The sequence below is a fragment of the Flavobacterium frigidum genome (genome assembly GCF_048286795.2).
This window is the reverse complement of the sequence record NZ_JBLVPT020000001.1, coordinates 573928-593521: the sequence shown is the minus strand read 5'-3', so window position 1 is coordinate 593521 and position 19594 is coordinate 573928. Positions and strand designations below refer to the sequence as shown.

Sequence of the window (19594 nt, the reverse complement as noted above, 5' to 3'; positions counted from 1 at the left end):
TGTTATTTTTTTGAATTCAATTGGTTCAATAATTTCTCGGCTACTAATTTAGACGAAGCTGGGTTTTGACCTGTAATCAATAAACCATCTTCTACAGCGTAAGGCTGCCAATCTCCTATTTTTGAATATGAAGCACCGTTAGCTTTCAAGGCATCTTCTAATAAAAACGGAACAACATTAGTTAATCCCACCGCTTCCTCTTCGGTATTCGAAAATCCGGTTACTTTTTTACCTTTAACTAAAAATTCCCCATTTACTTTTACGTTTTTCAACACAGCTGGCGAATGACATACAAAAGCAACAGGTTTGTTATTCGTATAAAAAGCTTCAATTAAAGCACTTGAAGATGCATCAGTTGCTAAATCCCATAATGGACCATGACCTCCAGGATAAAAAACAGCATCATAATCAGCTTGTTTAACATCAGCTAGTTTGTGTGTTTTACTTAGTTTAGCTTGTAGTTCACTGTCTTTATCAAATCTTTTAGTGTCTTCAGTAGCCGAAGATGGATCTGAACTTTTAGGGTCAATTGGTGGCTGTCCTCCTAGTGGCGATGCAATATCAATGATCACTCCTTTATCTACTAACTCATAATAAGGAGCAGCAAATTCTTCAATCCAAAATCCTGTTTTTTCTCCTGTATTCCCAAGCTTATCGTGGCTTGTAAGAACAAATAATACTTTTTTCATAACTTTTTTATTTTGCTTCTGTGCAGTTGCTGAAATGCAACTTAATGTTAATACTATAATTGATAATAAGGCAATTTTTTTCATAACGTTATTCATAGATGCAAATTTAAGGCTATTATGCTATTAGTAAAAATAATTTAAGTTATGTTTGTGATAAAGAAATTTATATCATGACAAATCTAGAATGGTACCGAACTTTTAAATCCGTTTACAAAAACGGAAATTTTTCGTTGGCAGCTAAAGAATTATTTATTAGTCAACCCGCTGTTAGTCAACAAATATCAATGTTGGAAGCCCATGTAGGTTATAAACTTTTCAATAGAAAGTCTAAAGGTGTCGAGCCAACGGATTACGCTAAGTTACTCAATAATTTAATCATTGAAGCTCTAGATCGATTAGAAAATGTAGAGAACGGTTTCCGAGCTAAAGCATTCAATGCTAACAGATTAATTTCTATAGGAATTTCCAAACATTTAATGAGTAGTTTAGGGAGTATCTTAGTTGCAAAATTTGAGTATATTGATTTCAGTTTCTACGACAACGACGCACTATTTGAACTGGTAAATGAGAAAAAATTAGATTTTGCGGTAGTTACTAATCGTTATGACACTTTTGATACTATTCAAAAAAAAGTAGGTGCGATTAAGCAAATAATTGTTGGCTCTCCCGAAATTGATACGGCGCCATTAAAAGCCGTTATAAAACTAAAAGATTTTGCGGCTATTGAACATTGGTTAAATGATCAAAAATGGTACAGTCATAATGCTCAAATTCCACACATCAAATTATTCTGGTTGTATGTTTTTAACAAAAAGAGACCTTCGATGATTCCCAATTATATTATTCCATCCGAATATGAAATGCTCGAAATCATTTCAAAAAATACAGGAATTGGGGTAGTTTGGGATATCAATGCAAAAAATTTATTAGACCAAAATAAAATTCAATTAGTATGGAATAGCAAGCAAATGCCTACTACGGAAGTATTTGTATTGTCAGGTAAAAATGAAAATTTGAGTGCCGTTTTTGAGAATATTCAAATAGAGTTGAAAAAGGTTTTGGGGTTTTAAGAAAAAAACCATTTTCACTATAAAAGTGCAATCGTATCTTAATAATTGGAAACAAATAAACTATTTTTATGCTCCTTTTATCCATAACAATTTTATTTAAATGAATGAAGTTCAAAATATCAAAATAGCTGTCGATGCCATAGTTTTTGGGTATCAAAACAATCAGCTTTATGTATTGTTAATACAACAAAAATTTGGGACACAAGATTCTTATTGGGCACTTCCAGGTGGATTAGTACATAATGAAGAGTCCTTGCAAGATGCTGTGAGAAGAGAATTGAAAGAAGAAACTAATATTAGTGTTAATTATTTTGAACAACTGTTTACTTTTGGTGACGATGTATATCGTGATCAAAGGAATCGTGTTATTTCAGTTGCTTATTTTGCATTAGTAGATCCATCAAAATTAGAGGTTAAGCCTGATTCGGATGCTGAAAACGCACAATGGTATAAGATTAATGAAATTCCCGCATTAGCTTTTGACCATACTATTATTTTAGGCAAAGCAATGCAGCGCTTAAAAGCAAAACTTACCTACGAACCCATAGGATTTGATTTACTGCCAAAGGAGTTCTTATTCTCAGAACTTGAAAATTTATATTGCACCATTTTAGAAAAAGAAATCGATCGCAGAAACTTTAGAAAAAAAATTTTAAGCTTCGAAATCATTGAAAAAACAGATCATTTTTCGCCTTTAAAAACGGGGAGGCCTGCAAAATTATTCAAGTTTAATAAACAGAAATACAATGATTTACTAATGAAAGGGTTTCATTTTGAAATAAAGTTTGCTTAAATAAATTACTATGATAAAACCATTTCCATTTCATACCGATTTGAGAAACTATTTTAAGAAACAAGGCAAAACGTGGTCTTGGTTTTCGGAAGAAAAAGTAAAAGAAGAACAACAAGAAGCCTACAAAACCGATTTGTTAAAAAATGCGTACCGAATTGATTTAGAAACAGAACCGAAAGTGTACGAAATTCTAGGGAAAGCAAAGGATAAATTGGGAATCGTTATTCCAATTACGATTTATCAGTCACAAACAATTGAAGCCAATAATGCGGGTATTGTTTTTTTTGAAAAAGAAGCGCATATTATTCTTTCAGGAACAATTCTAAAATTACTGAACGAGGACGAATTACTAGTTTTGTTTGCTCATGAATTGTCTCACATTCTATTATTTAATTTAGAAAATGGTGATTTCGAAATCACAAACAGAATCATTAATACTATTGCAAGTGATAACACAAGTGAATTATTTTATTACGAAACGGCAAGATTATATCAACTATACACTGAATTATTTTGTGATTTGGGAGCTTTAAAAGTTAGCGGAAGTCTGGAATCTACAATTAGTACTTTGATTAAATTAAATACTGGTTTAGAAAAAGTTTCGGCAGAAAGTTATCTTAAACAAGCCGATGAAATTCTGGAAAGAATCAGTGAAGGCTCTGATGGGGAAACACATCCGGAAATTTTTATCCGTGCCAAATCATTACAAATCTTTGAAACGGATAATGCAAATTATTATACGAGAACAGAAAAGATTATTTCAGGAAAAATAGATTTGCATCAATTAAACTTGTTTACGAAAACGGTAGTTTTTGAGATTACAAAAGAATTAATTTCTATTATCCTGAAACCAAAATGGACACAGTCTGAATATTGTAACACACTTTACAAGCAGTATTTTTCTAATGTTGACAAAAACAGCGATGTATTTATTGATGACAGTTTTAAATTAAAAATTGACAACAGCAAGAAAAATCTAAAAGACTATTTTGCCTATGTTATGCTTGATTTTGCACTTTGTGATGCCGATTTGAAGGATGGTTTTATTGGTCATATTTTGGATATTTCGGAGCAATTAGCTTTGGAGGATAATTTGAAAACGATCTTGAAAAAAGAGCTGAACCTTACCGAAAAAACATACAAATCATTCTGTCAAAACTGCACCACTACATTAAATAGCATTTTAGAGGCAGACAAAGAAAATACGTATTAACATGATTACACCAATAAAGGAATCGGCTTTTTATCAATTCATTACCGAAAATTTTCAGAAAGGAAATTTTGCGAACGACGATATTATTGCCATAATACTGCCATTGTTAAAAACGGTTGCCGCCATTCATAATCAGGGAAAAGTTGCTTCGTTAAACGATATTGCTACTCTCTATGTTGAAGATGAGCATTTTAATATTGCTGATAAATCATTTGAAATAAATAATAATTCTAGTCCCATTGCAAAATTGTTTAAAAGCAAAAGCAGTGCATTTGAGATTACGGGAGAGCATTATAATACAGTTGAAATTGGCGAAAAGATCAGCAGAGAGTATGCAGATAAAAGTGTTGCTGATAATGATGTAGAAAATGTAAAAAAAGCAGCTTATGTAAAAGATTATAGCTGTTTTGAACTTGAATTTGAGCATCATGATCCGTTGACCGATATTTTTATTTTGGGGATGATTCTGGCAAGCATCACTTTGCAATTTGATTTTACCGATGTTGATGATGTCAAAAAATTTGTTGATTACAGAAGGAAAATGTACTTTTTAAATAGCAAAATAAATCCCGCAATTGCCAACATTATTTTGGGAATGACCGAATTGAACCGGGACAATCGCTGGAAGGATTTAAACGAAATTATTGAGAAACTAAAAAATTATAGGGATTATAACCCCGAAACTGAATACGATTTATCAAATTTGGTCGATGCTAAAGTGCAAAATAGAAATCAGTTTATTCACGAAAAACTCCGCAACAGGCTTTTTGACAATAGTAAACGAAATAGATTATTGTATTTCCAACCGAATTTGAAATTCCTCAATCTTACGGTTTCATCGGTTCCGCAAGCTTTGAATTATCAAAATATCAACCCCAATTCTATTTTCTACTGGAATCCCGAAATCTCAAAAAAAATCAGCACTACAAGCACGATTTCACTCAATAAGTATTTAGAAATTGGAGATAATCCGTACATCATCCCGACATTGGATAAAATTCGTTTAGAAGCGAATAAAGACATCAATGAATATGGTTTTAGTCAGTTAAAACTAGCTTTATGTAATCTGAATTGGTTTAATACCAAAGAAAATAACTCTGAAAAAATAATTTCCCCTTTGCTTTTGGTTTCGGTAACCCTAACCAAGAAAAAAGGCGTAAAAGATCAATATTCATTAGAATTTTTAGATTCGGAAGTGGAGATAAATCCGGTTTTGGCTAATATGCTAAAAGAGTTGTATGATATCCGTTTACCGGAACGAATTCAGCTTTCGGAAACTAAAATAGAAGAAGTCTATGGATTATTGAAAGTTCAAGTAGAGAAAAATAATTCTGGAATTGCCCTGGATTATATTGACAAGCCTAAAATTAAACTGATTCATTCACAAGCTAAGCAGATTCTGACACAGTTTAATAAACGTTCCAAAAAGAAGCTGGCAATTCAGGATCAGCGCACTTTGAATTATTCTTACCAGCCCGAAAATTTTCAGCCGTATGGTTTAGAGTTGTTTAGAAATTATGTTTATACACAAGCATCATCTTTAGAATATTTGATTAACAGCGATGTCAAAAGAAATGCTCAGTTTTTTAATGAAAATAAAACCATTGAAAGAGAATTTTATCAGCTCGATGAAGGAGAAACCAATCCTTTTCGTTGGGAATTTGATACGTGTAATTTGATTTTAGGTAATTTTAATTACAAAAAAATGTCACTGGTTCGAGATTATAATCAGGTAATCGAAAATCAAGTGGAGAGCGATGTTTTTAAAAGTCTGTTCAATTCGTTAGCGCAAAAAAATTTCAAGAACGAAGTAGAATCCAACAACAGTTTTACTAAAACTTTTAATGTTGTTGCAAGTGACCCTACACAAAATAATGCTGTAAAGTATTCAGAAACGGGCGAAAGCTACATTATTCAAGGACCGCCTGGGACTGGAAAATCTCAGACAATCGCCAATTTGATAGCTAATTATGTCGCTAATGATAAAAAGGTTTTGTTTGTTTGCGAGAAACGAGCCGCACTCGATGTAGTTTTTTACCGATTAATGAATCAGGGATTAGATGATTTATGCTGTTTAATTCACGATTCACAAGCCGATAAAAAAGAATTTATTTTTGATTTGAAAAAAACTTTTTACGCGTTTACAGCATCAAAAAACAATTTTCAATCGATAGCCGAAAATCGCAATAAATTGGTTCAGAAAATTGATGACGAAATCAATAAAGTTGCAGTTTTTCATGATTTTATGAATGCCAGGATTAATTCAGAAAATCATCTTACGGTTAAATCACTTTTTGATGTTTTGATTTCTAATCCTCATAAAGTAGTATTAGAGGATATGAATATTCTGGATGATAATGCCGGTTTGCTAGATTGGGAAAAAAACCAGCACGTGTTGGAAAAATTATATGCTATCAATCAGGAAACGAATCAATCTGAGTTTTTCTCAATACATCCTTTTCGTTTTTTAAAGATGGATGTGTTTCGTACCTATCAGCAAGTTTCCGACCTAAAAAAGGATTTGGAAAACAGTCAGGTACTATTAGAAAACATTTCAGAACGATTGGATTTTGTGACTATTCCAACAAACTTTGATACTTTTTTGGAGATTCACATATTTCTTCAAAAAGCAATGTCCAGTTATATATATTTTGACAATAATGTGTCCGAATTATTGGAGCCAAACAGTACGCTTTTCAGATCGCTTGAAAATGAAGTTGAAACTTTATTGAAAATAAGAAATGAAATTGAGAAGTTAGCCCAACAATATCCGTATTGGATAAAAACGCTATCTGAAACCGATGCCAAGACTGCTTTGGAAGTTATCAGAAAAAATGAAAGCAGCTTTTTTAATTTTATAAATTCAGATTATAAAAAAACACGAAGTGAAATTCTTGCCGTTTATGACATCAATAAACATAATGTGAAGCCTCGTTTATCACTTATTTTAGAAAACTATAATGCTCAATTTGAGCTAGAAGGAAAATTTAATGCTTTAAAAAGTGATTTCGAAAGCAAGTATAATCTTGGGGATTTATTTGAATTAAAATACCATACCGAAACGCTAAAAAAAGAACTGGATTCTACCATTTTAGATTTTGTAAAAAACCTTAATGACACAGAAAGAAAAGAAGTTGCTGTAATTAATGATTTATTCGTAAAAGTAAATTCTTCTTTGTGCGACAGCATTGAAAATTATGAGAATTTAAATTTAATAGTTATTGAGAATCAAATTATAGCGATCAATGCAAAGAAAGCCTATTTTGATTTGTACGCTTCTTTTTTTGATGAAATACAAGATGTAAATCCATCTATAATTCAATTATTAAAAGCAAAGAACATCCCGCTCGATCATTTAAAAATTACTTTAGCAGAAAGATCATTAGAGAAATATTATGCGATTCATTATACGCATAAAAAATTCAATATGGATTTGTTGCATTCATCCATTGAAAAAGTAAAAAAAATGTATGCCGATTTATTAGAACTAAACGGAAAATATATCATTGCAAAACAGATCAGCAATTTAAAAGAATTGATTTTGACTTCTGAAATGTCAGTTTCTGGAATGACAGCAGCACAAAAAGAAAGCAAAAGAGCTATTACAGAAGGAAGAAAAATTCTGGAAAATGAATTTAGTAAAAGCATTCGATTTAAGTCCATACGGGATTTGGCCTCTTTGGATTCCGGTCCCATTATCAGAGAAATAAAACCAGTGTGGCTGATGAGTCCTTTGAGTGTTTCGGATGCCTTGCCAGTTGATGAAAACTATTTTGATGTTGTCATTTTTGATGAGGCCAGCCAAATTACACTCGAGGAAGGACTTGTGCCCATTTACAGAGCAAAACAAACGATAATTGTAGGTGATGAAATGCAAATGCCACCGAGTAATTTCTTTGGCAGTTCGTCAGGAAATCAAGATGATTTATGGGCAGATGCAACGGCTGAGGACAATGATTCTTTTTCATTAGATGCCGATAGTTTCTTGACGCAAGGTGCGCGTAAATTTCCTTCTGTTATGTTGGGCTGGCATTATCGAAGCAAGCATGAAGCGTTAATTGGTTTTTCGAATGCTTCGTTTTATGACAGCAAATTATTGACAATTCCTGATTTGAAAGATCATGGCAAGTTAGCTGAACCTATTATTGTTACTGATGTTTTCGAGGCCAAAGACAATTTGGAACATTTGATTGCTAAGCCAATTTCCTATCATTATATTGAAAATGGAGTATATAATGCGAGGTCAAATGTGAAAGAAGCACAGTATATTGCCAATATGGTTCAGGAACTTTTGGTGCAAAATAAGGAGCAAAGCATTGGAATTGTAGCATTTTCGATGGAACAGCAAAATGAAATAGAAACTGCAATCGAAGCGATTTGTATTGAGGATAAAGTATTTGAAAACTTGCTTGAAGAAGAATACAAACGCATGGAAAACAACCAATTTGTTGGACTTTTTGTAAAAAATCTAGAAAATGTTCAGGGTGATGAACGTGATATTATCATTATGAGTACATGCTATGGCTACAATCCAAACGGGAAAATGCTGATGAATTTTGGACCAATAAATAAACGGGGAGGAGAAAAACGATTGAATGTAATATTCTCTAGAGCTAAGAAAAGTATGTGTGTGGTGAGCTCCATTAAGTATTTTGATATTAAAAATGAATACAATGAGGGTGCCAATTATTTTAGAAAATACCTGCAGTATGCCGAATTGATTAGCTTGGGGCAATTGGAAGCTGCTAATAATGTTTTGAATTCGATAAATAGTAAAAATAGTATCCAAGAATCAAGTCAGATTGCTGAGCAGCTACAAGCTGAAATTGAAAAAATGGGATATGCTGTCACAAGAAATATTGGTCAAAGTAAGTTCAAGTGCCATTTAGGAATTAAAAAATCTACAGAAGATGAAGAATTTGTTTTAGGAATTATGATTGATGATGATCTTCATTATTCGAACAATGATATTCTGGAACAGTATCTTTTGAGACCTGAAATCTTGAAAGCTAATGGTTGGAATATCTGTCAAATTTATTCGAAGGATTGGATAGAAAACAAACCAAGAGTTTTGAAGATGATAGCGGCATCATTGAATAATGAACTGTTTTTTGAGGAAGTTGAAGTTGAAAATAGCTTTATTGAAATTGAAAACGAATCCACTGAAGATGAAGCAAATCATCCAGATTCAAATGAAAGCACTGATTTTGAAAAATACATTAACATATCCAATGGGAGTAAAAAGTTCTGGGAAATAGGTACTGATGGCAAAAATGTAATTGTTCAATATGGCAGAATTGGAACTAAAGGACAACGTATGGTAAAAGCCTTTGAAAGTGAGGATGATGCAGTAAAAGAAAAGCGAAAATTGATTGCTCAAAAGCTGGCAAAGGAATACTTTAAAGAATAAATACAGATATTTGTGTAAATTTTACGCAAATAAAATTGTTTATTTAAAAATACTATTTATATTTGCGTATAATTAACGCAAAATTTAAAAACTATGATACTAAATTTAGACCAAAACTTTAAACCATTTGCTCCAGAGCAAGAAATCAATTTTCAAAATTTTACATTTTCAGGAGGAGAGCCACATATAAAAATCAATCCTGATTTTGATACTACTCAAAAAGTAACCATTACACATCGCTTAAATTCTTTCAATGATTTTGGATTATTGTGTGTTGCAGTTGATGCTTTGCGCAGAATGGATGTAAAAAATATGGAGCTTTTTATTCCCTACTTTCCCGCTGCAAGACAGGATAGAGTTATGATAAAAGGAGAGCCATTATCTGTTAAAGTGTATGCCGATATTATTAATGCAATGCAATTCGATAAAGTATTTGTATTTGATGCGCATTCAGAAGTTACTCTGGCATTGGTCAATAATTGCGAAGTGATTTCTAATCATACTTTTATTGAAGCGGTAGTTAAAGCAATTGGGAACGATGTCAGATTAATCTCTCCAGACGGAGGCGCTTTAAAGAAAATTTTTAAAGTTTCAGAATTTATAGGCGGAGTTGAAGTAGTAGAATGCAGTAAAAGCCGCGATGTTAAAACAGGAAGATTATCTGGTTTTAAAGTCTATAATGACGATTTACAAGGAATGGATTGTCTGATTGTAGATGATATTTGTGACGGAGGTGGAACTTTTGTAGGTCTTGCCGAAGTGCTGAAAAATAAGAACGCCGGTAAGTTATTTTTGGCGGTAAGCCACGGAATTTTTAATAAAGGATTTGAAGTTTTAGATTGTTTCGAGAAAATATTTACCACCAACTCATTTAAAGATTTTGAAGGAGAGCGTGTTGAAGTGATAGGATTAAATCAATTAATATAACTATTAACAAACTAAATAAGAAATTATGAGTGACAATTTAAAACCAAGATTCATTGAATCTTTAAAAAGAAACAATGATCAAATTAGAGAAGACAGAGCCAATATTATTGGTGCAGATTCCGAATTAATTTATAGAAGACGAGTGGAAGATATTGAGCTAAAAATAAAAAGACTAGAGAGAGAACAAGAAGGTCTTATTGACGTAAGTCCATTAGACAAAAACAGTCTGACATTTGCCGATTTTCAACCAGAGGCATTCGTGCAAAAAGACATGGAATTAGCATTAATAATTAGGAATTTAAATATCCAATTAGAGATTACAAGAATGAGATTCGAATATTTATTTGGTAAAATATTTTAGTTATGGGAGGTACAAGATACGATAATGATGCTCGTAGCAGCAGAGCATTAAAAGCAGGTTATGCATCAAAATCTGCTGGTGAAATTTTTGAGCAAAACGCCAAAAGAATGGCGCATGAATCTATGAATCCCACTGGAATTACTTTTAGAGAAGCAAGAGATTCTGCTATTCATCCTAATTCTGTTCCAATTATTCTAGGGTTGGATGTTACAGGGAGTATGGGACATATTCCATTTGAATTAATCAAAGAAGGTCTTCCAAAATTAATGGGAGGAATTATTGAGGGTGGAGTTTCTGATCCTGCTCTTTTATTCTTAGGAATTGGAGATCATGAATGTGATGGTTATCCGTTGCAAGTTGGACAATTTGAATCTGGTGATGAAGAATTGGACATGTGGTTAACTAGAACGTACATTGAAGGTGGTGGTGGTGGAAATGGTGGTGAAAGTTATCTTTTGGCGTGGTATTTTGCCGCTTTTCACACTAAAACAGATGCCTTCGAGAAACGTAATCAAAAAGGATTGCTGTTTACCGTTGGTGATGAACCTAATTTAGAAGTATTGCCTGCAATCGCAATTAAGGAAATTATGGGTGCTGGACAACTGACTTATACAGCTAAAGAACTTTTGGAAGAGGCTAAAAAAAAGTATGACGTATACCATATCAGCGTGTTGCATTCTGATCAGGCAAAAAGAGCTAATAGTGGTTGGAAAGAATCATTAGGTCAAAATTGTTTGTCAATTGAAGATCATAAAGAAATTCCAAATGTAATTAAGGATGTTATCTGCAAAAAATATAAAGTTGGCTCATCAGGATCTGTAGATTTAGGAGGATTGGATTTTCTAGAAATGCTATAAATAATGAAAAAAGCACAAATAGTTATAGGTTTGGGTTTTGGTGATGAGGGAAAAGGAATCACAACTGATTTTTTAGCTCATCAAAACCCAGAATCTATAGTAATTCGATTTTCTGGAGGACAACAAGCGGCACATACAGTAATGATCGATGACAAAAAACATATTCATTCGAGTTTTGCCAGCGGAGCACTTCGAGGTTTGCCTTCTTATTTTAGTGAGCATTGTACCCTTCATCCGACTTTTTTATTTAATGAAAGGGAAGAATTAAAAGGAAACAAAGGAAATACAGAACTGCACATTCATCCATTAGCAAAAGTGACAACCCCTTTTGATGTTTTTCAAAATAGAAAAAATACCAAAAATTTAGAGCATGGAACTTGTGGAAAAGGAGTGGGAGCTACAATGAAACGCAACGAAAGTCCGTATAAATTATTTGCCATTGATTTGATTGCACCAAGGCAAATGCTGATTGAAAAATTAAAAGGGATTGCCTATTACTATGGATTTTTTGATGGAAGTCAAATTGAAAAAGAGTTAGAGGTTTTTTTAGAAGCAATAGATGTTATCGATTGGAAAATAAGCGATTACAGTTATCTAGAATCCTTTGATAATCTTATTTTTGAAGGCAGTCAAGGTGTTTTATTGGACATGGATCATGGTGTTTTTCCTAACGTCACTTATGCGAATACTACATCAAAAAATGCGTTCGAAATATGTAAACTATTAAAGATTGAAGATATAGAAATGTATTATGTGACCCGAAATTATTCGACTCGACATGGAAGTGGTTGGATGAGCAAAGAAAGTCATATTACATTAAAAAATAACGAAGAAGAAACGTGCATTTATAATGACTATCAAAAAGAACTTCGGTTTGGTGATTTGGATTATGATTTACTGAATTATGCCATTCAAGTAGATGCAGCTTATACTTCTTCAACCAAAAAAAATTTGGTCGTTACTTGTTTGGATCAAAACGAAGAGACATTTAAGACAGAAAAAATTATAATAGAACTGGATAAAATTTACGGTTCTTATTCGCCATTTTCAAAGGATTTCAAACAGCTAATATTATAAAATTAAATATACATTTTCAGCAATAATTAAAAAAATAGTAACATGAACCCATTATTATTAACAGACGGTTACAAAGTTGACCATAAAAGACAATATCCTGACGGAACGACATTAGTATATTCTAACTGGACTCCAAGGAAATCTAGAGTAGAAGGAATTGATGAAGTTGTGTTTTTTGGATTGCAATATTTCCTAAAAAAGTACATCATTCAAGATTTTGATTTTCATTTTTTCAAACAGCCAAAAGATGAAGTAGTAAAAAAATATGCCCGCAGAATCAACAATTATTTGGGTGAAAACCAAGTAGGGACAAAACATATTGAGGACCTTCACGATTTAGGCTATATCCCGATGGTTTTCAAAGCTTTGCCAGAAGGGGCCAGCGTTCCTATTCGGGTACCAATGTTCACAATGTACAATACGATTCCTGAGTTCTTCTGGCTGACTAATTATTTTGAGACATTGCTTTCTGCGGTAATTTGGTTGCCTTGTAATTCGGCTACAATTGCTAAAGAATATAGGAAAGTATTGGATAAATATGCAGCTGAAACTTCTTCAATGCCAGAGTTCGTCGATTGGCAAGGGCACGATTTCTCAATGCGAGGAATGGGAGGTATCGAAGCGGCGGTAACATCTGCAGCAGGACATTTATTGAGTTTTACGGGCTCAGATACGATTCCTGCAATTGATTTTTTTGAAGAATATTACAATGCCAATTCTGATAATGAATTAATAGCTGGTTCCGTTGCTGCAACTGAACATTCTGTAATGTGTATGGGCACTACCGAGGGAGAATACGAAACTTTCAAAAGATTAATTTGTGAAGTGTATCCAAAAGGAATCGTTTCTATAGTATCAGATACTTGGGATTTATGGAAAGTATTAACAGATTATTTACCTCGATTGAAAGATGAAATCGTTTCAAGAGAAGGAAAAGTAGTTATTCGTCCCGATAGTGGAGATCCTGTTGATATTATTTGCGGTAACCCTAATGGTAAAACTGAACAAGAAAAGAAAGGCGTAATTGAATTGCTTTGGGATGTTTTTGGAGGTACTGTCAACGCAAAAGGATTTAAAGAATTAGTACCTCAAATTGGCGCTATTTATGGAGACAGTATTACCGTAACTAGGGCAACGGCCATCTGCGAGCGATTGAAAGTTAAAGGGTTTGCTTCTACTAATGTGGTTCTTGGAATTGGTTCATTTACGTATCAATTCAATACAAGAGATACTTTTGGATTTGCAATGAAAGCGACTTATGGAGAAGTAAACGGAGAAGGAAGAGCTATTTTTAAAGACCCGATTACGGATGATGGTACCAAAAAATCGGCTAAAGGTTTAATGAAAATAGAATTGGTTGAGGGGCAATATACCTTAACAGATGAAGTGTCTTGGGAAGAAGAACAAAAAGGGGAATTAAAAGAAGTTTTTAGAGATGGAAAACTTTTAATAGACCGAAGCTTATCTGAGATTCGAAGTCAAATTAAAAGTAGTGTGTTGTAACTAAGTTTCTAAAATAAAAAGCCTAAATGTTAATTTTCATTTAGGCTTTTTTGATTTTTATTTCCTGTAAAAATTATTATGATCAATGTATTCCCAAACCTTTGCAGGCAATAAAGGCTGCACATTTTTCTCTTTTTTAATATTTTCCCTAATAAATGTCGATGATATTTCTACAACCGGAGCATCAATGACTTTGATTTTTTGGTGGTTTTTAAACTCTATGTTTTCCTCTTCGGATGAGATTCGTGGATACACGTAAATGTCATGATGTTTTAAAATGGCTTCGTAGTTTTTCCATTTGTGTAGCGATTTTAAATTGTCCTCGCCCATGATTAAGGAGAAGTCGTAATTCGGATATTTTTCCTGTAAGTGAACTAAAGTATTGACCGTGTAATTAGGCTGGGATAATTTAAACTCAATATCCGAAGGCTTGATTTTTGGAAAATCCTCAGTGGCAAGATGCACCATTTGCAAGCGGTGGTAATCATCGAGTAATGTATTTTTTTTCTTTAGAGGATTATGTGGCGTGACGACCATCCAAATTTGGTCTAAATCAGAATGCTCCGCCATGTGATTGGCAATGATAAGATGTCCCACGTGAATTGGGTTGAACGTTCCGAAATAAAGTCCTATTTTCATTTTTTAGTCCTTAGTTTTTAGTCCTTAGTTTTTAGCCCTTAGTTGTTTGTGTTAATGACTAAAAAGCTCTAATTACTATTTTAGATTTTTAGAAAATGCATTTATCATTTTACTTTCTTCCTCAATTAAAAACAAAAGTTCGTTAAATATATTTTCATTTTTAATAAATTCTAATCCTTTAGCGATGATTAGTTGGGTTTCTATCTCGTTTAATGAACCTCTAGAAATATTTAAAAAATGATTAAATGATTTATCTGTTTGACGTCCAAATCCTTCTGCAATATTTGAAGGAATTGATACACTTGCTCTTTTCAACTGACTTGTTAGAGCATATATTTCTTCCTTTGGAAAATCCTTGGTAAGCTTATAAACTAAAACCACAATTTTAATTCCTTTTTGCCAAATGAGTAATTCTTTGTATGATTTCACTCCACTCATAGATAAACGATGTTACGGTTAGTTTGTTAGCTGAGTACAATTTACTAATTACTAAGGACTAAGTACTATTCACTAAGGACTAGTGAAACTATTTAGAAACATAATTCTTAACCAACTGATAGGCTTCTTCAAGAGCTACCGGTAAGTCATAATTTTTTATAATCACATCAAATTGTGGCGCTGTAGCTAACTCAACAGATGCTTTAGCGATGCGCATATTGATTTTATCGTCACTCTCGGTAGAGCGTTCTTTTAATCTTCTTTTGAGTTCATCTACGCTCGGTGGTTTCACAAAAACAGCAAGAGTTTCCTCTGGAAATTTATGTTTGATACGCAATCCGCCCGCTACATCAATATCAAAAATCACGTTTTTACCGAGTGCCCAGATGCGCTCTACTTCGCTTTTTAAGGTTCCGTAAAAATTGTCTCTGTAAACTTCTTCCCATTCTACGAAATCCTCGTTTTTAATGTGCGTTTTAAAATCTTTCAGCGACATAAAATAGTAATCCTTGCCACTTACTTCTTCACCACGAGCTTCGCGAGTAGTTGCTGATATAGAAAACTCTAAATTCAAGTCTTCTTGTTTTAATAAATACCTAACTATAGTAGTTTTTCCTGATCCTGACGGTGCCGAGAATACGATTAATTTTCCTTTTTTCATTGGTATGATGAATTTGTTTAGGTATTAGAATTAGTTACCTAATAATTTCAATTTTATTTTTTCTCGTTCAATTTCTTCTATCAATTCTTTTTCGCTAGGTAAATACGGTAGATATTTTGTAGCAAAAAGATGCGGTGAATCATTAATAATAGAATATTTAACAACTGTTTCGCTTTTTTCGGTACAAAGAATTATACCAATGGTTGGTAAATCACCCTCTGGTTTTTTTAAATCATCAAACATACGACGATACATATCCATTTGTCCAATATCCTGATGATTGAGTTTTCCGATTTTTAAATCAAATAAAACAAAACATTTTAGGATATAATTATAAAAAACTAAATCAATATAATAATGTTCAGTTTCACTACTTATACGGTATTGTCTTCCTACAAATGAAAATCCTTTACCAAGTTCCATTAAGAAAACCTGAAAATTCTGTATCAAAATACTTTCTACTTCTTGTTCGGAATGGCTTTTAGGTTCAGGAATATCTAAAAATTCGAATACATAAGGGTCTTTGATGAAGTCTTTAATGTTGACTTTGGTTTCGTTTACCTCACTATTTGAAATTGTTTTAGAGGATAATAAGCGATTGTAGTAGAATGTTTTGATATTTCGTTCTAAAGTTCTGACACTCCAATTTTCTTGGGAGGCTTCAGTAAGATAGAATTGTCTAGCCTCTAGGTTGTCAATTCGCATTATTAGTCTATTATGACTCCAGCTTAATTTGCTACACACTGTGTAGCAAATTTGTTCGTGAGGATAAGTCAAGTAAAACTGTCGAAAATTGCGAAGATTAGCAGAAGAAAATCCTTTTTCGAATTCTGCGGATAAATTCTTTGACAATTCTTTTAATACTGCTTCACCATAATTGGCTTTTTCTTTGCCATTTTGCTCTTGAACAACAATTTTTTGACCAATTTTCCAATACGCTTCAATCATTGCAAGATTAATTGCCCGATACGATTGTTGTCGGGCTGTGATCAATATTTGCTTTATTTCTTGAATGTATTGCATCTTAAATTATCTAGAGCACGTTCAACACCTGCTCCTTTATTTTTTCTAATTCGTCTTTCATCTGAACGACCAATTTTTGCATTTGTGCGTGATTGGATTTAGAACCCATCGTATTGATTTCGCGACCCATTTCCTGGGTAATAAAACCTAATTTTCTACCGTTAGCTTCCGTTCCGTTGATGGTTTCCAGAAAATAATCTAGGTGATTTGTCAAACGTACTTTTTCTTCGGTGATGTCTAATTTCTCTAAATAATAAATCAATTCTTGCTCAAAACGATTTTCATCTACATTCACTTTCAATTCTGAGATTGCCGTTTGCAAACGGTCTTTTATTGCTTGAACGCGCTCTGGATCAAGTGCCAAAGCTTCGGTCATGTATTGACGAATATTTCCAATTCGCAATTGAAATTCTTTTTCAAGAGACATTCCTTCATCTCGTCTAAAGTTCAAGATGTTTTGCAACGCTTCTTCGATAACGGTTTGGATTTGTACCCAGTCGTTTTCATCGATTTCGTCGCGTTCTATTTTCATGGTATCCGGCATGCGAACCGCCATTTTCATTAGTTCAGTTTCATCAGCATCAGCATAAACTTCTCTTAACTGATTGATATATGCTTTTACAATTGGTACATTTACTTTGGTAGAAGTTTGTTCCGCGGTACTTTCGATAAAAATAGAAAAATCTACTTTTCCTCTTTCCAGTTTTAGTGCAATTTGGTTGCGTAAACCCAATTCCATTTCGCGGTACAGCGAAGGCATTCTCACATTCAAATCTAAACCTTTACTGTTTAAAGATTTTACTTCTACTGTGATTTTTTTGGTTGATAATTGCAAAGTTGCTTTACCAAAACCCGTCATTGATTGTATCATATAATTTTTTAAGAAAGTGCAAATATAAGGAAAAAAATTCCCCTAGCTCTCGAAGGAGGAATTGGAATGTTTTCTATTCCCCTCCTTTGGAGGGGCTAGGGGAGGATACCAAATACACCCCACCAAATATCAAAACTGCCGAACCAATTTTCACCAAACTCAATTCGTCTTTTCCTAAACTAATTGCGAAAATAGTAGCAAATAGCGGTTGTAAATAAATAAAAACGGCAACTGTGGTGGGTTTTAATTCTTTCATCGAAAGCAAATTCAACAAATACGTCAGGAAAGTCGAAAAAACTACCACAAATCCTATTTTCCAGCAAATATCCATTGGAACCAAAGTCCAGTTCACAGATTGAAATTGGCTCCAGCCAAAAGGCAAAACCATAATAAAACCGAATAAATAAATCCATTTTACAAACGTAAAAGCATTGTATTTATCCATTAATTTCTTGACGATAATCAGGTAAAATGCATAGGAAATAGCATTGACCAAAACCAGAAAATTCCCGAGTCCTGCATGGGTTGCATTCCCAATAGATTTTCCGTACAGAATTAGAAAAGCAGTTCCAACGAGTCCCAGAACGATTCCAAAAACTTTTCGTTTTTGCATGCGCTCTTTCATGATAATTGCCGAAAGTGTCAAAACAATCATTGGTGTCGAAACCATGATTACTGCAGCACTAATGGGAGAAGTCAGGCTTAATCCTTTAAAAAAAGTCAGCATGTTAAACGCCACGCCAAAGAAAGCCGCGGCAATAATTCTAGGAAAATCAGTTAGTGCAATTTTCTCTTTTGGCATAAAAAGCCAAACCAGCCAAAACAAAAGCACCGAACCGCCTACCCGCAGCAGGATAAAACCGTAGGCATCAATGTATCTAGGCATTACATCTTTGGCGATGGTAAAAGTGACGCCGTAAATAAGGGAAACTAGTGTAGCGCCAATAAGGGCGAGATTTCTTTTAGACATTAAACCAGCGCTTTCATTACCTGCAACATATTTTGTTGGGTGTTGCCAATGTAAATTTTGTCCTTTATGATAAAAACGGGCCGACTCAAAAACGTGTAATGTTCCAAAATATATTTTTTGTAATCATCTTCGGTTAACGATTTATTTTTCAAATCCATAGATTTGTACAACTGAGCTTTTTTGCTAAAAAGTGCTTCGTAACTTCCTGAAAGCTCGCGCATTTTTTCTAATTCGGCAACAGTAATTGGATCTTGTTTGATGTCGTGAAATTTAAAATCATGTTCTTTAGGTAATGATTTTATAATTTTTCTGCAGGTATCGCAGGAAGCGAGGTAGTATATTATGTCCATATAAATTGCGATTTCTTTCTGCAAAGAAAATTCATTTAACACTGAAAATGATTATTTTTATCAAAAAAAATATAAAAAATGAATCAATTATTCGACGTCAGCACTACTAGCAGAAATATGGTTTCGAAATTTTTATCAGGATACAAGCTTGATCAACTCAACACGATTCCAGAGGGTTTCAGCAATAATCTAATTTGGAATATCGGTCATATTATCGTGTCGCAGCAACTATTGGTGTACAAACTTTCAGGTTTGCCGATGATGGTTTCTGATGAATTGGTCGAGAAATTCAAAAAAGGAACCAAGCCGGAACACCCAGCAACGGAAGATGAAGTTGAGGAACTCAAAGCTTTGTTGTTTTCCACCATTCAGCAAACCAAGTTAGATTACGATGCAAAATTGTTTCAAAACTACCACGAGTACACCACCTCAACAGGGAATCATGTCTTAAAAAATGCTGAGGATGCTATGGCTTTCAGTAATTTCCACGAAGGGCTTCACATTGGTATTATGACAATTATTCGTAAGTTTCTATAGGATTTATTTCTAAGAATATTGGGAGCTTTTTCCCGTCCTGCGTTACAATCTCATCATCAAAACACTTTTTTTCTAAGTCATAAAAGGAGCTTCCTGCGGGCGCTCTTTTCTGCCAAGAAAAAATAGTGTTTTGATCACGAGGATTTTCACTGCTGCCGCGGCTAGGGAAGAGTAGTAACGAGAAGTATTAGGTGTAAAACTTAAA

18 protein-coding genes are annotated in these 19594 nt (G+C 33.4%); 10 read left to right on the top strand and 8 right to left on the bottom strand.

Annotation, left to right across the window (positions count from 1 at the left end):
* Positions 1–2: 2 nt before the first annotated feature.
* A complete protein-coding gene (locus tag ACNQGB_RS02710) occupies positions 3–773 on the bottom strand; it encodes a type 1 glutamine amidotransferase domain-containing protein (protein ID WP_417945789.1) in 771 nt (256 codons plus the stop codon).
* Between the two features lie 86 nt (positions 774–859).
* On the opposite strand from ACNQGB_RS02710, the gene ACNQGB_RS02705 reads away from it, so the two are divergent.
* The 9 genes from ACNQGB_RS02705 to ACNQGB_RS02665 all read left to right on the top strand — a co-directional run bounded on the left by ACNQGB_RS02705 (position 860) and on the right by ACNQGB_RS02665 (position 13900).
* On the top strand, positions 860–1759 hold the full coding sequence (locus tag ACNQGB_RS02705) for a LysR family transcriptional regulator (RefSeq protein ID WP_417945773.1): 900 nt from the start codon (positions 860–862) through the stop codon (positions 1757–1759).
* Between the two features lie 100 nt (positions 1760–1859).
* Complete coding sequence (locus ACNQGB_RS02700) at positions 1860–2552, top strand: NUDIX hydrolase (RefSeq protein ID WP_417945775.1); 693 nt, start codon at positions 1860–1862, stop codon at positions 2550–2552.
* Positions 2553–2562: 10 nt separating this feature from the next.
* Entirely contained in the window at positions 2563–3765 is a 1203-nt protein-coding gene (locus ACNQGB_RS02695; RefSeq protein ID WP_417945777.1) for a M48 family metalloprotease, read from the top strand.
* 1 nt (position 3766) lies between these two features.
* On the top strand, positions 3767–9175 hold the full coding sequence (locus ACNQGB_RS02690) for an AAA domain-containing protein (RefSeq protein ID WP_417945778.1): 5409 nt from the start codon (positions 3767–3769) through the stop codon (positions 9173–9175).
* A 93-nt stretch (positions 9176–9268) separates the two neighbouring features.
* Positions 9269–10102: a ribose-phosphate diphosphokinase gene (gene prs, locus ACNQGB_RS02685; protein WP_417945780.1), complete on the top strand. Its 834-nt coding sequence runs from the start codon at positions 9269–9271 to the stop codon at positions 10100–10102.
* A gap of 25 nt (positions 10103–10127) precedes the next feature.
* The gene (locus ACNQGB_RS02680) at positions 10128–10463 is read left to right on the top strand and encodes a hypothetical protein (protein WP_417945782.1); all 336 of its coding nucleotides are present in this window, start codon (positions 10128–10130) and stop codon (positions 10461–10463) included.
* A 2-nt stretch (positions 10464–10465) separates the two neighbouring features.
* The gene (locus ACNQGB_RS02675) at positions 10466–11320 is read left to right on the top strand and encodes a hypothetical protein (RefSeq protein ID WP_417945784.1); all 855 of its coding nucleotides are present in this window, start codon (positions 10466–10468) and stop codon (positions 11318–11320) included.
* A 3-nt stretch (positions 11321–11323) separates the two neighbouring features.
* Complete coding sequence (locus ACNQGB_RS02670; RefSeq protein ID WP_417945785.1) at positions 11324–12397, top strand: adenylosuccinate synthetase; 1074 nt, start codon at positions 11324–11326, stop codon at positions 12395–12397.
* A gap of 42 nt (positions 12398–12439) precedes the next feature.
* Positions 12440–13900: a nicotinate phosphoribosyltransferase gene (locus ACNQGB_RS02665; RefSeq protein ID WP_472777057.1), complete on the top strand. Its 1461-nt coding sequence runs from the start codon at positions 12440–12442 to the stop codon at positions 13898–13900.
* Positions 13901–13957: 57 nt separating this feature from the next.
* On the opposite strand, the gene nadD is transcribed toward ACNQGB_RS02665, so the two are convergent.
* The 7 genes from nadD to ACNQGB_RS02630 form a co-directional block, all read right to left on the bottom strand.
* Positions 13958–14539: a nicotinate (nicotinamide) nucleotide adenylyltransferase gene (gene nadD, locus ACNQGB_RS02660; RefSeq protein WP_417947574.1), complete on the bottom strand. Its 582-nt coding sequence runs from the start codon at positions 14537–14539 to the stop codon at positions 13958–13960.
* A gap of 75 nt (positions 14540–14614) precedes the next feature.
* A complete protein-coding gene (locus ACNQGB_RS02655) occupies positions 14615–14977 on the bottom strand; it encodes a four helix bundle protein (protein ID WP_417947576.1) in 363 nt (120 codons plus the stop codon).
* Between the two features lie 88 nt (positions 14978–15065).
* Positions 15066–15638 (bottom strand): guanylate kinase, encoded by a 573-nt coding sequence (gmk, locus tag ACNQGB_RS02650; RefSeq protein ID WP_417947577.1) that lies wholly within the window; start codon positions 15636–15638, stop codon positions 15066–15068.
* A gap of 30 nt (positions 15639–15668) precedes the next feature.
* Positions 15669–16661: a PDDEXK nuclease domain-containing protein gene (locus tag ACNQGB_RS02645; RefSeq protein WP_472777056.1), complete on the bottom strand. Its 993-nt coding sequence runs from the start codon at positions 16659–16661 to the stop codon at positions 15669–15671.
* A gap of 10 nt (positions 16662–16671) precedes the next feature.
* The gene (locus ACNQGB_RS02640; RefSeq protein WP_417946793.1) at positions 16672–17532 is read right to left on the bottom strand and encodes a YicC/YloC family endoribonuclease; all 861 of its coding nucleotides are present in this window, start codon (positions 17530–17532) and stop codon (positions 16672–16674) included.
* Positions 17533–17605: 73 nt separating this feature from the next.
* Positions 17606–18502, bottom strand: a complete 897-nt coding sequence (locus ACNQGB_RS02635; RefSeq protein WP_417946791.1) for a DMT family transporter — start codon at positions 18500–18502, stop codon at positions 17606–17608.
* Positions 18502–18852: an arsenate reductase family protein gene (locus tag ACNQGB_RS02630; RefSeq protein ID WP_091166548.1), complete on the bottom strand. Its 351-nt coding sequence runs from the start codon at positions 18850–18852 to the stop codon at positions 18502–18504. Before ACNQGB_RS02630 ends, ACNQGB_RS02635 begins: the two co-directional genes overlap by 1 nt.
* 78 nt (positions 18853–18930) lie before the next feature.
* Between ACNQGB_RS02630 and ACNQGB_RS02625 the strand changes: the two genes are divergently transcribed.
* The gene (locus tag ACNQGB_RS02625; protein WP_417946790.1) at positions 18931–19389 is read left to right on the top strand and encodes a DinB family protein; all 459 of its coding nucleotides are present in this window, start codon (positions 18931–18933) and stop codon (positions 19387–19389) included.
* Positions 19390–19594: the final 205 nt, after the last annotated feature.

What these genes read in the sequence shown, in the direction of transcription:
- ACNQGB_RS02640 (WP_417946793.1), bottom strand. Translation starts at nt 17,532, where the DNA reads ATGATACAATCAATGACGGGTTTTGGTAAAGCAACTTTGCAATTATCA.
- ACNQGB_RS02680 (WP_417945782.1), top strand. Translation starts at nt 10,128, where the DNA reads ATGAGTGACAATTTAAAACCAAGATTCATTGAATCTTTAAAAAGAAAC.
- ACNQGB_RS02690 (WP_417945778.1), top strand. Translation starts at nt 3,767, where the DNA reads ATGATTACACCAATAAAGGAATCGGCTTTTTATCAATTCATTACCGAA.
- ACNQGB_RS02625 (WP_417946790.1), top strand. Translation starts at nt 18,931, where the DNA reads ATGAATCAATTATTCGACGTCAGCACTACTAGCAGAAATATGGTTTCG.
- ACNQGB_RS02710 (WP_417945789.1), bottom strand. Translation starts at nt 773, where the DNA reads ATGAAAAAAATTGCCTTATTATCAATTATAGTATTAACATTAAGTTGC.
- prs (WP_417945780.1), top strand. Translation starts at nt 9,269, where the DNA reads ATGATACTAAATTTAGACCAAAACTTTAAACCATTTGCTCCAGAGCAA.
- nadD (WP_417947574.1), bottom strand. Translation starts at nt 14,539, where the DNA reads ATGAAAATAGGACTTTATTTCGGAACGTTCAACCCAATTCACGTGGGA.
- ACNQGB_RS02635 (WP_417946791.1), bottom strand. Translation starts at nt 18,502, where the DNA reads ATGTCTAAAAGAAATCTCGCCCTTATTGGCGCTACACTAGTTTCCCTT.
- ACNQGB_RS02695 (WP_417945777.1), top strand. Translation starts at nt 2,563, where the DNA reads ATGATAAAACCATTTCCATTTCATACCGATTTGAGAAACTATTTTAAG.
- ACNQGB_RS02670 (WP_417945785.1), top strand. Translation starts at nt 11,324, where the DNA reads ATGAAAAAAGCACAAATAGTTATAGGTTTGGGTTTTGGTGATGAGGGA.
- ACNQGB_RS02645 (WP_472777056.1), bottom strand. Translation starts at nt 16,661, where the DNA reads ATGCAATACATTCAAGAAATAAAGCAAATATTGATCACAGCCCGACAA.
- ACNQGB_RS02700 (WP_417945775.1), top strand. Translation starts at nt 1,860, where the DNA reads ATGAATGAAGTTCAAAATATCAAAATAGCTGTCGATGCCATAGTTTTT.
- ACNQGB_RS02705 (WP_417945773.1), top strand. Translation starts at nt 860, where the DNA reads ATGACAAATCTAGAATGGTACCGAACTTTTAAATCCGTTTACAAAAAC.
- gmk (WP_417947577.1), bottom strand. Translation starts at nt 15,638, where the DNA reads ATGAAAAAAGGAAAATTAATCGTATTCTCGGCACCGTCAGGATCAGGA.
- ACNQGB_RS02630 (WP_091166548.1), bottom strand. Translation starts at nt 18,852, where the DNA reads ATGGACATAATATACTACCTCGCTTCCTGCGATACCTGCAGAAAAATT.
- ACNQGB_RS02665 (WP_472777057.1), top strand. Translation starts at nt 12,440, where the DNA reads ATGAACCCATTATTATTAACAGACGGTTACAAAGTTGACCATAAAAGA.
- ACNQGB_RS02675 (WP_417945784.1), top strand. Translation starts at nt 10,466, where the DNA reads ATGGGAGGTACAAGATACGATAATGATGCTCGTAGCAGCAGAGCATTA.
- ACNQGB_RS02655 (WP_417947576.1), bottom strand. Translation starts at nt 14,977, where the DNA reads ATGAGTGGAGTGAAATCATACAAAGAATTACTCATTTGGCAAAAAGGA.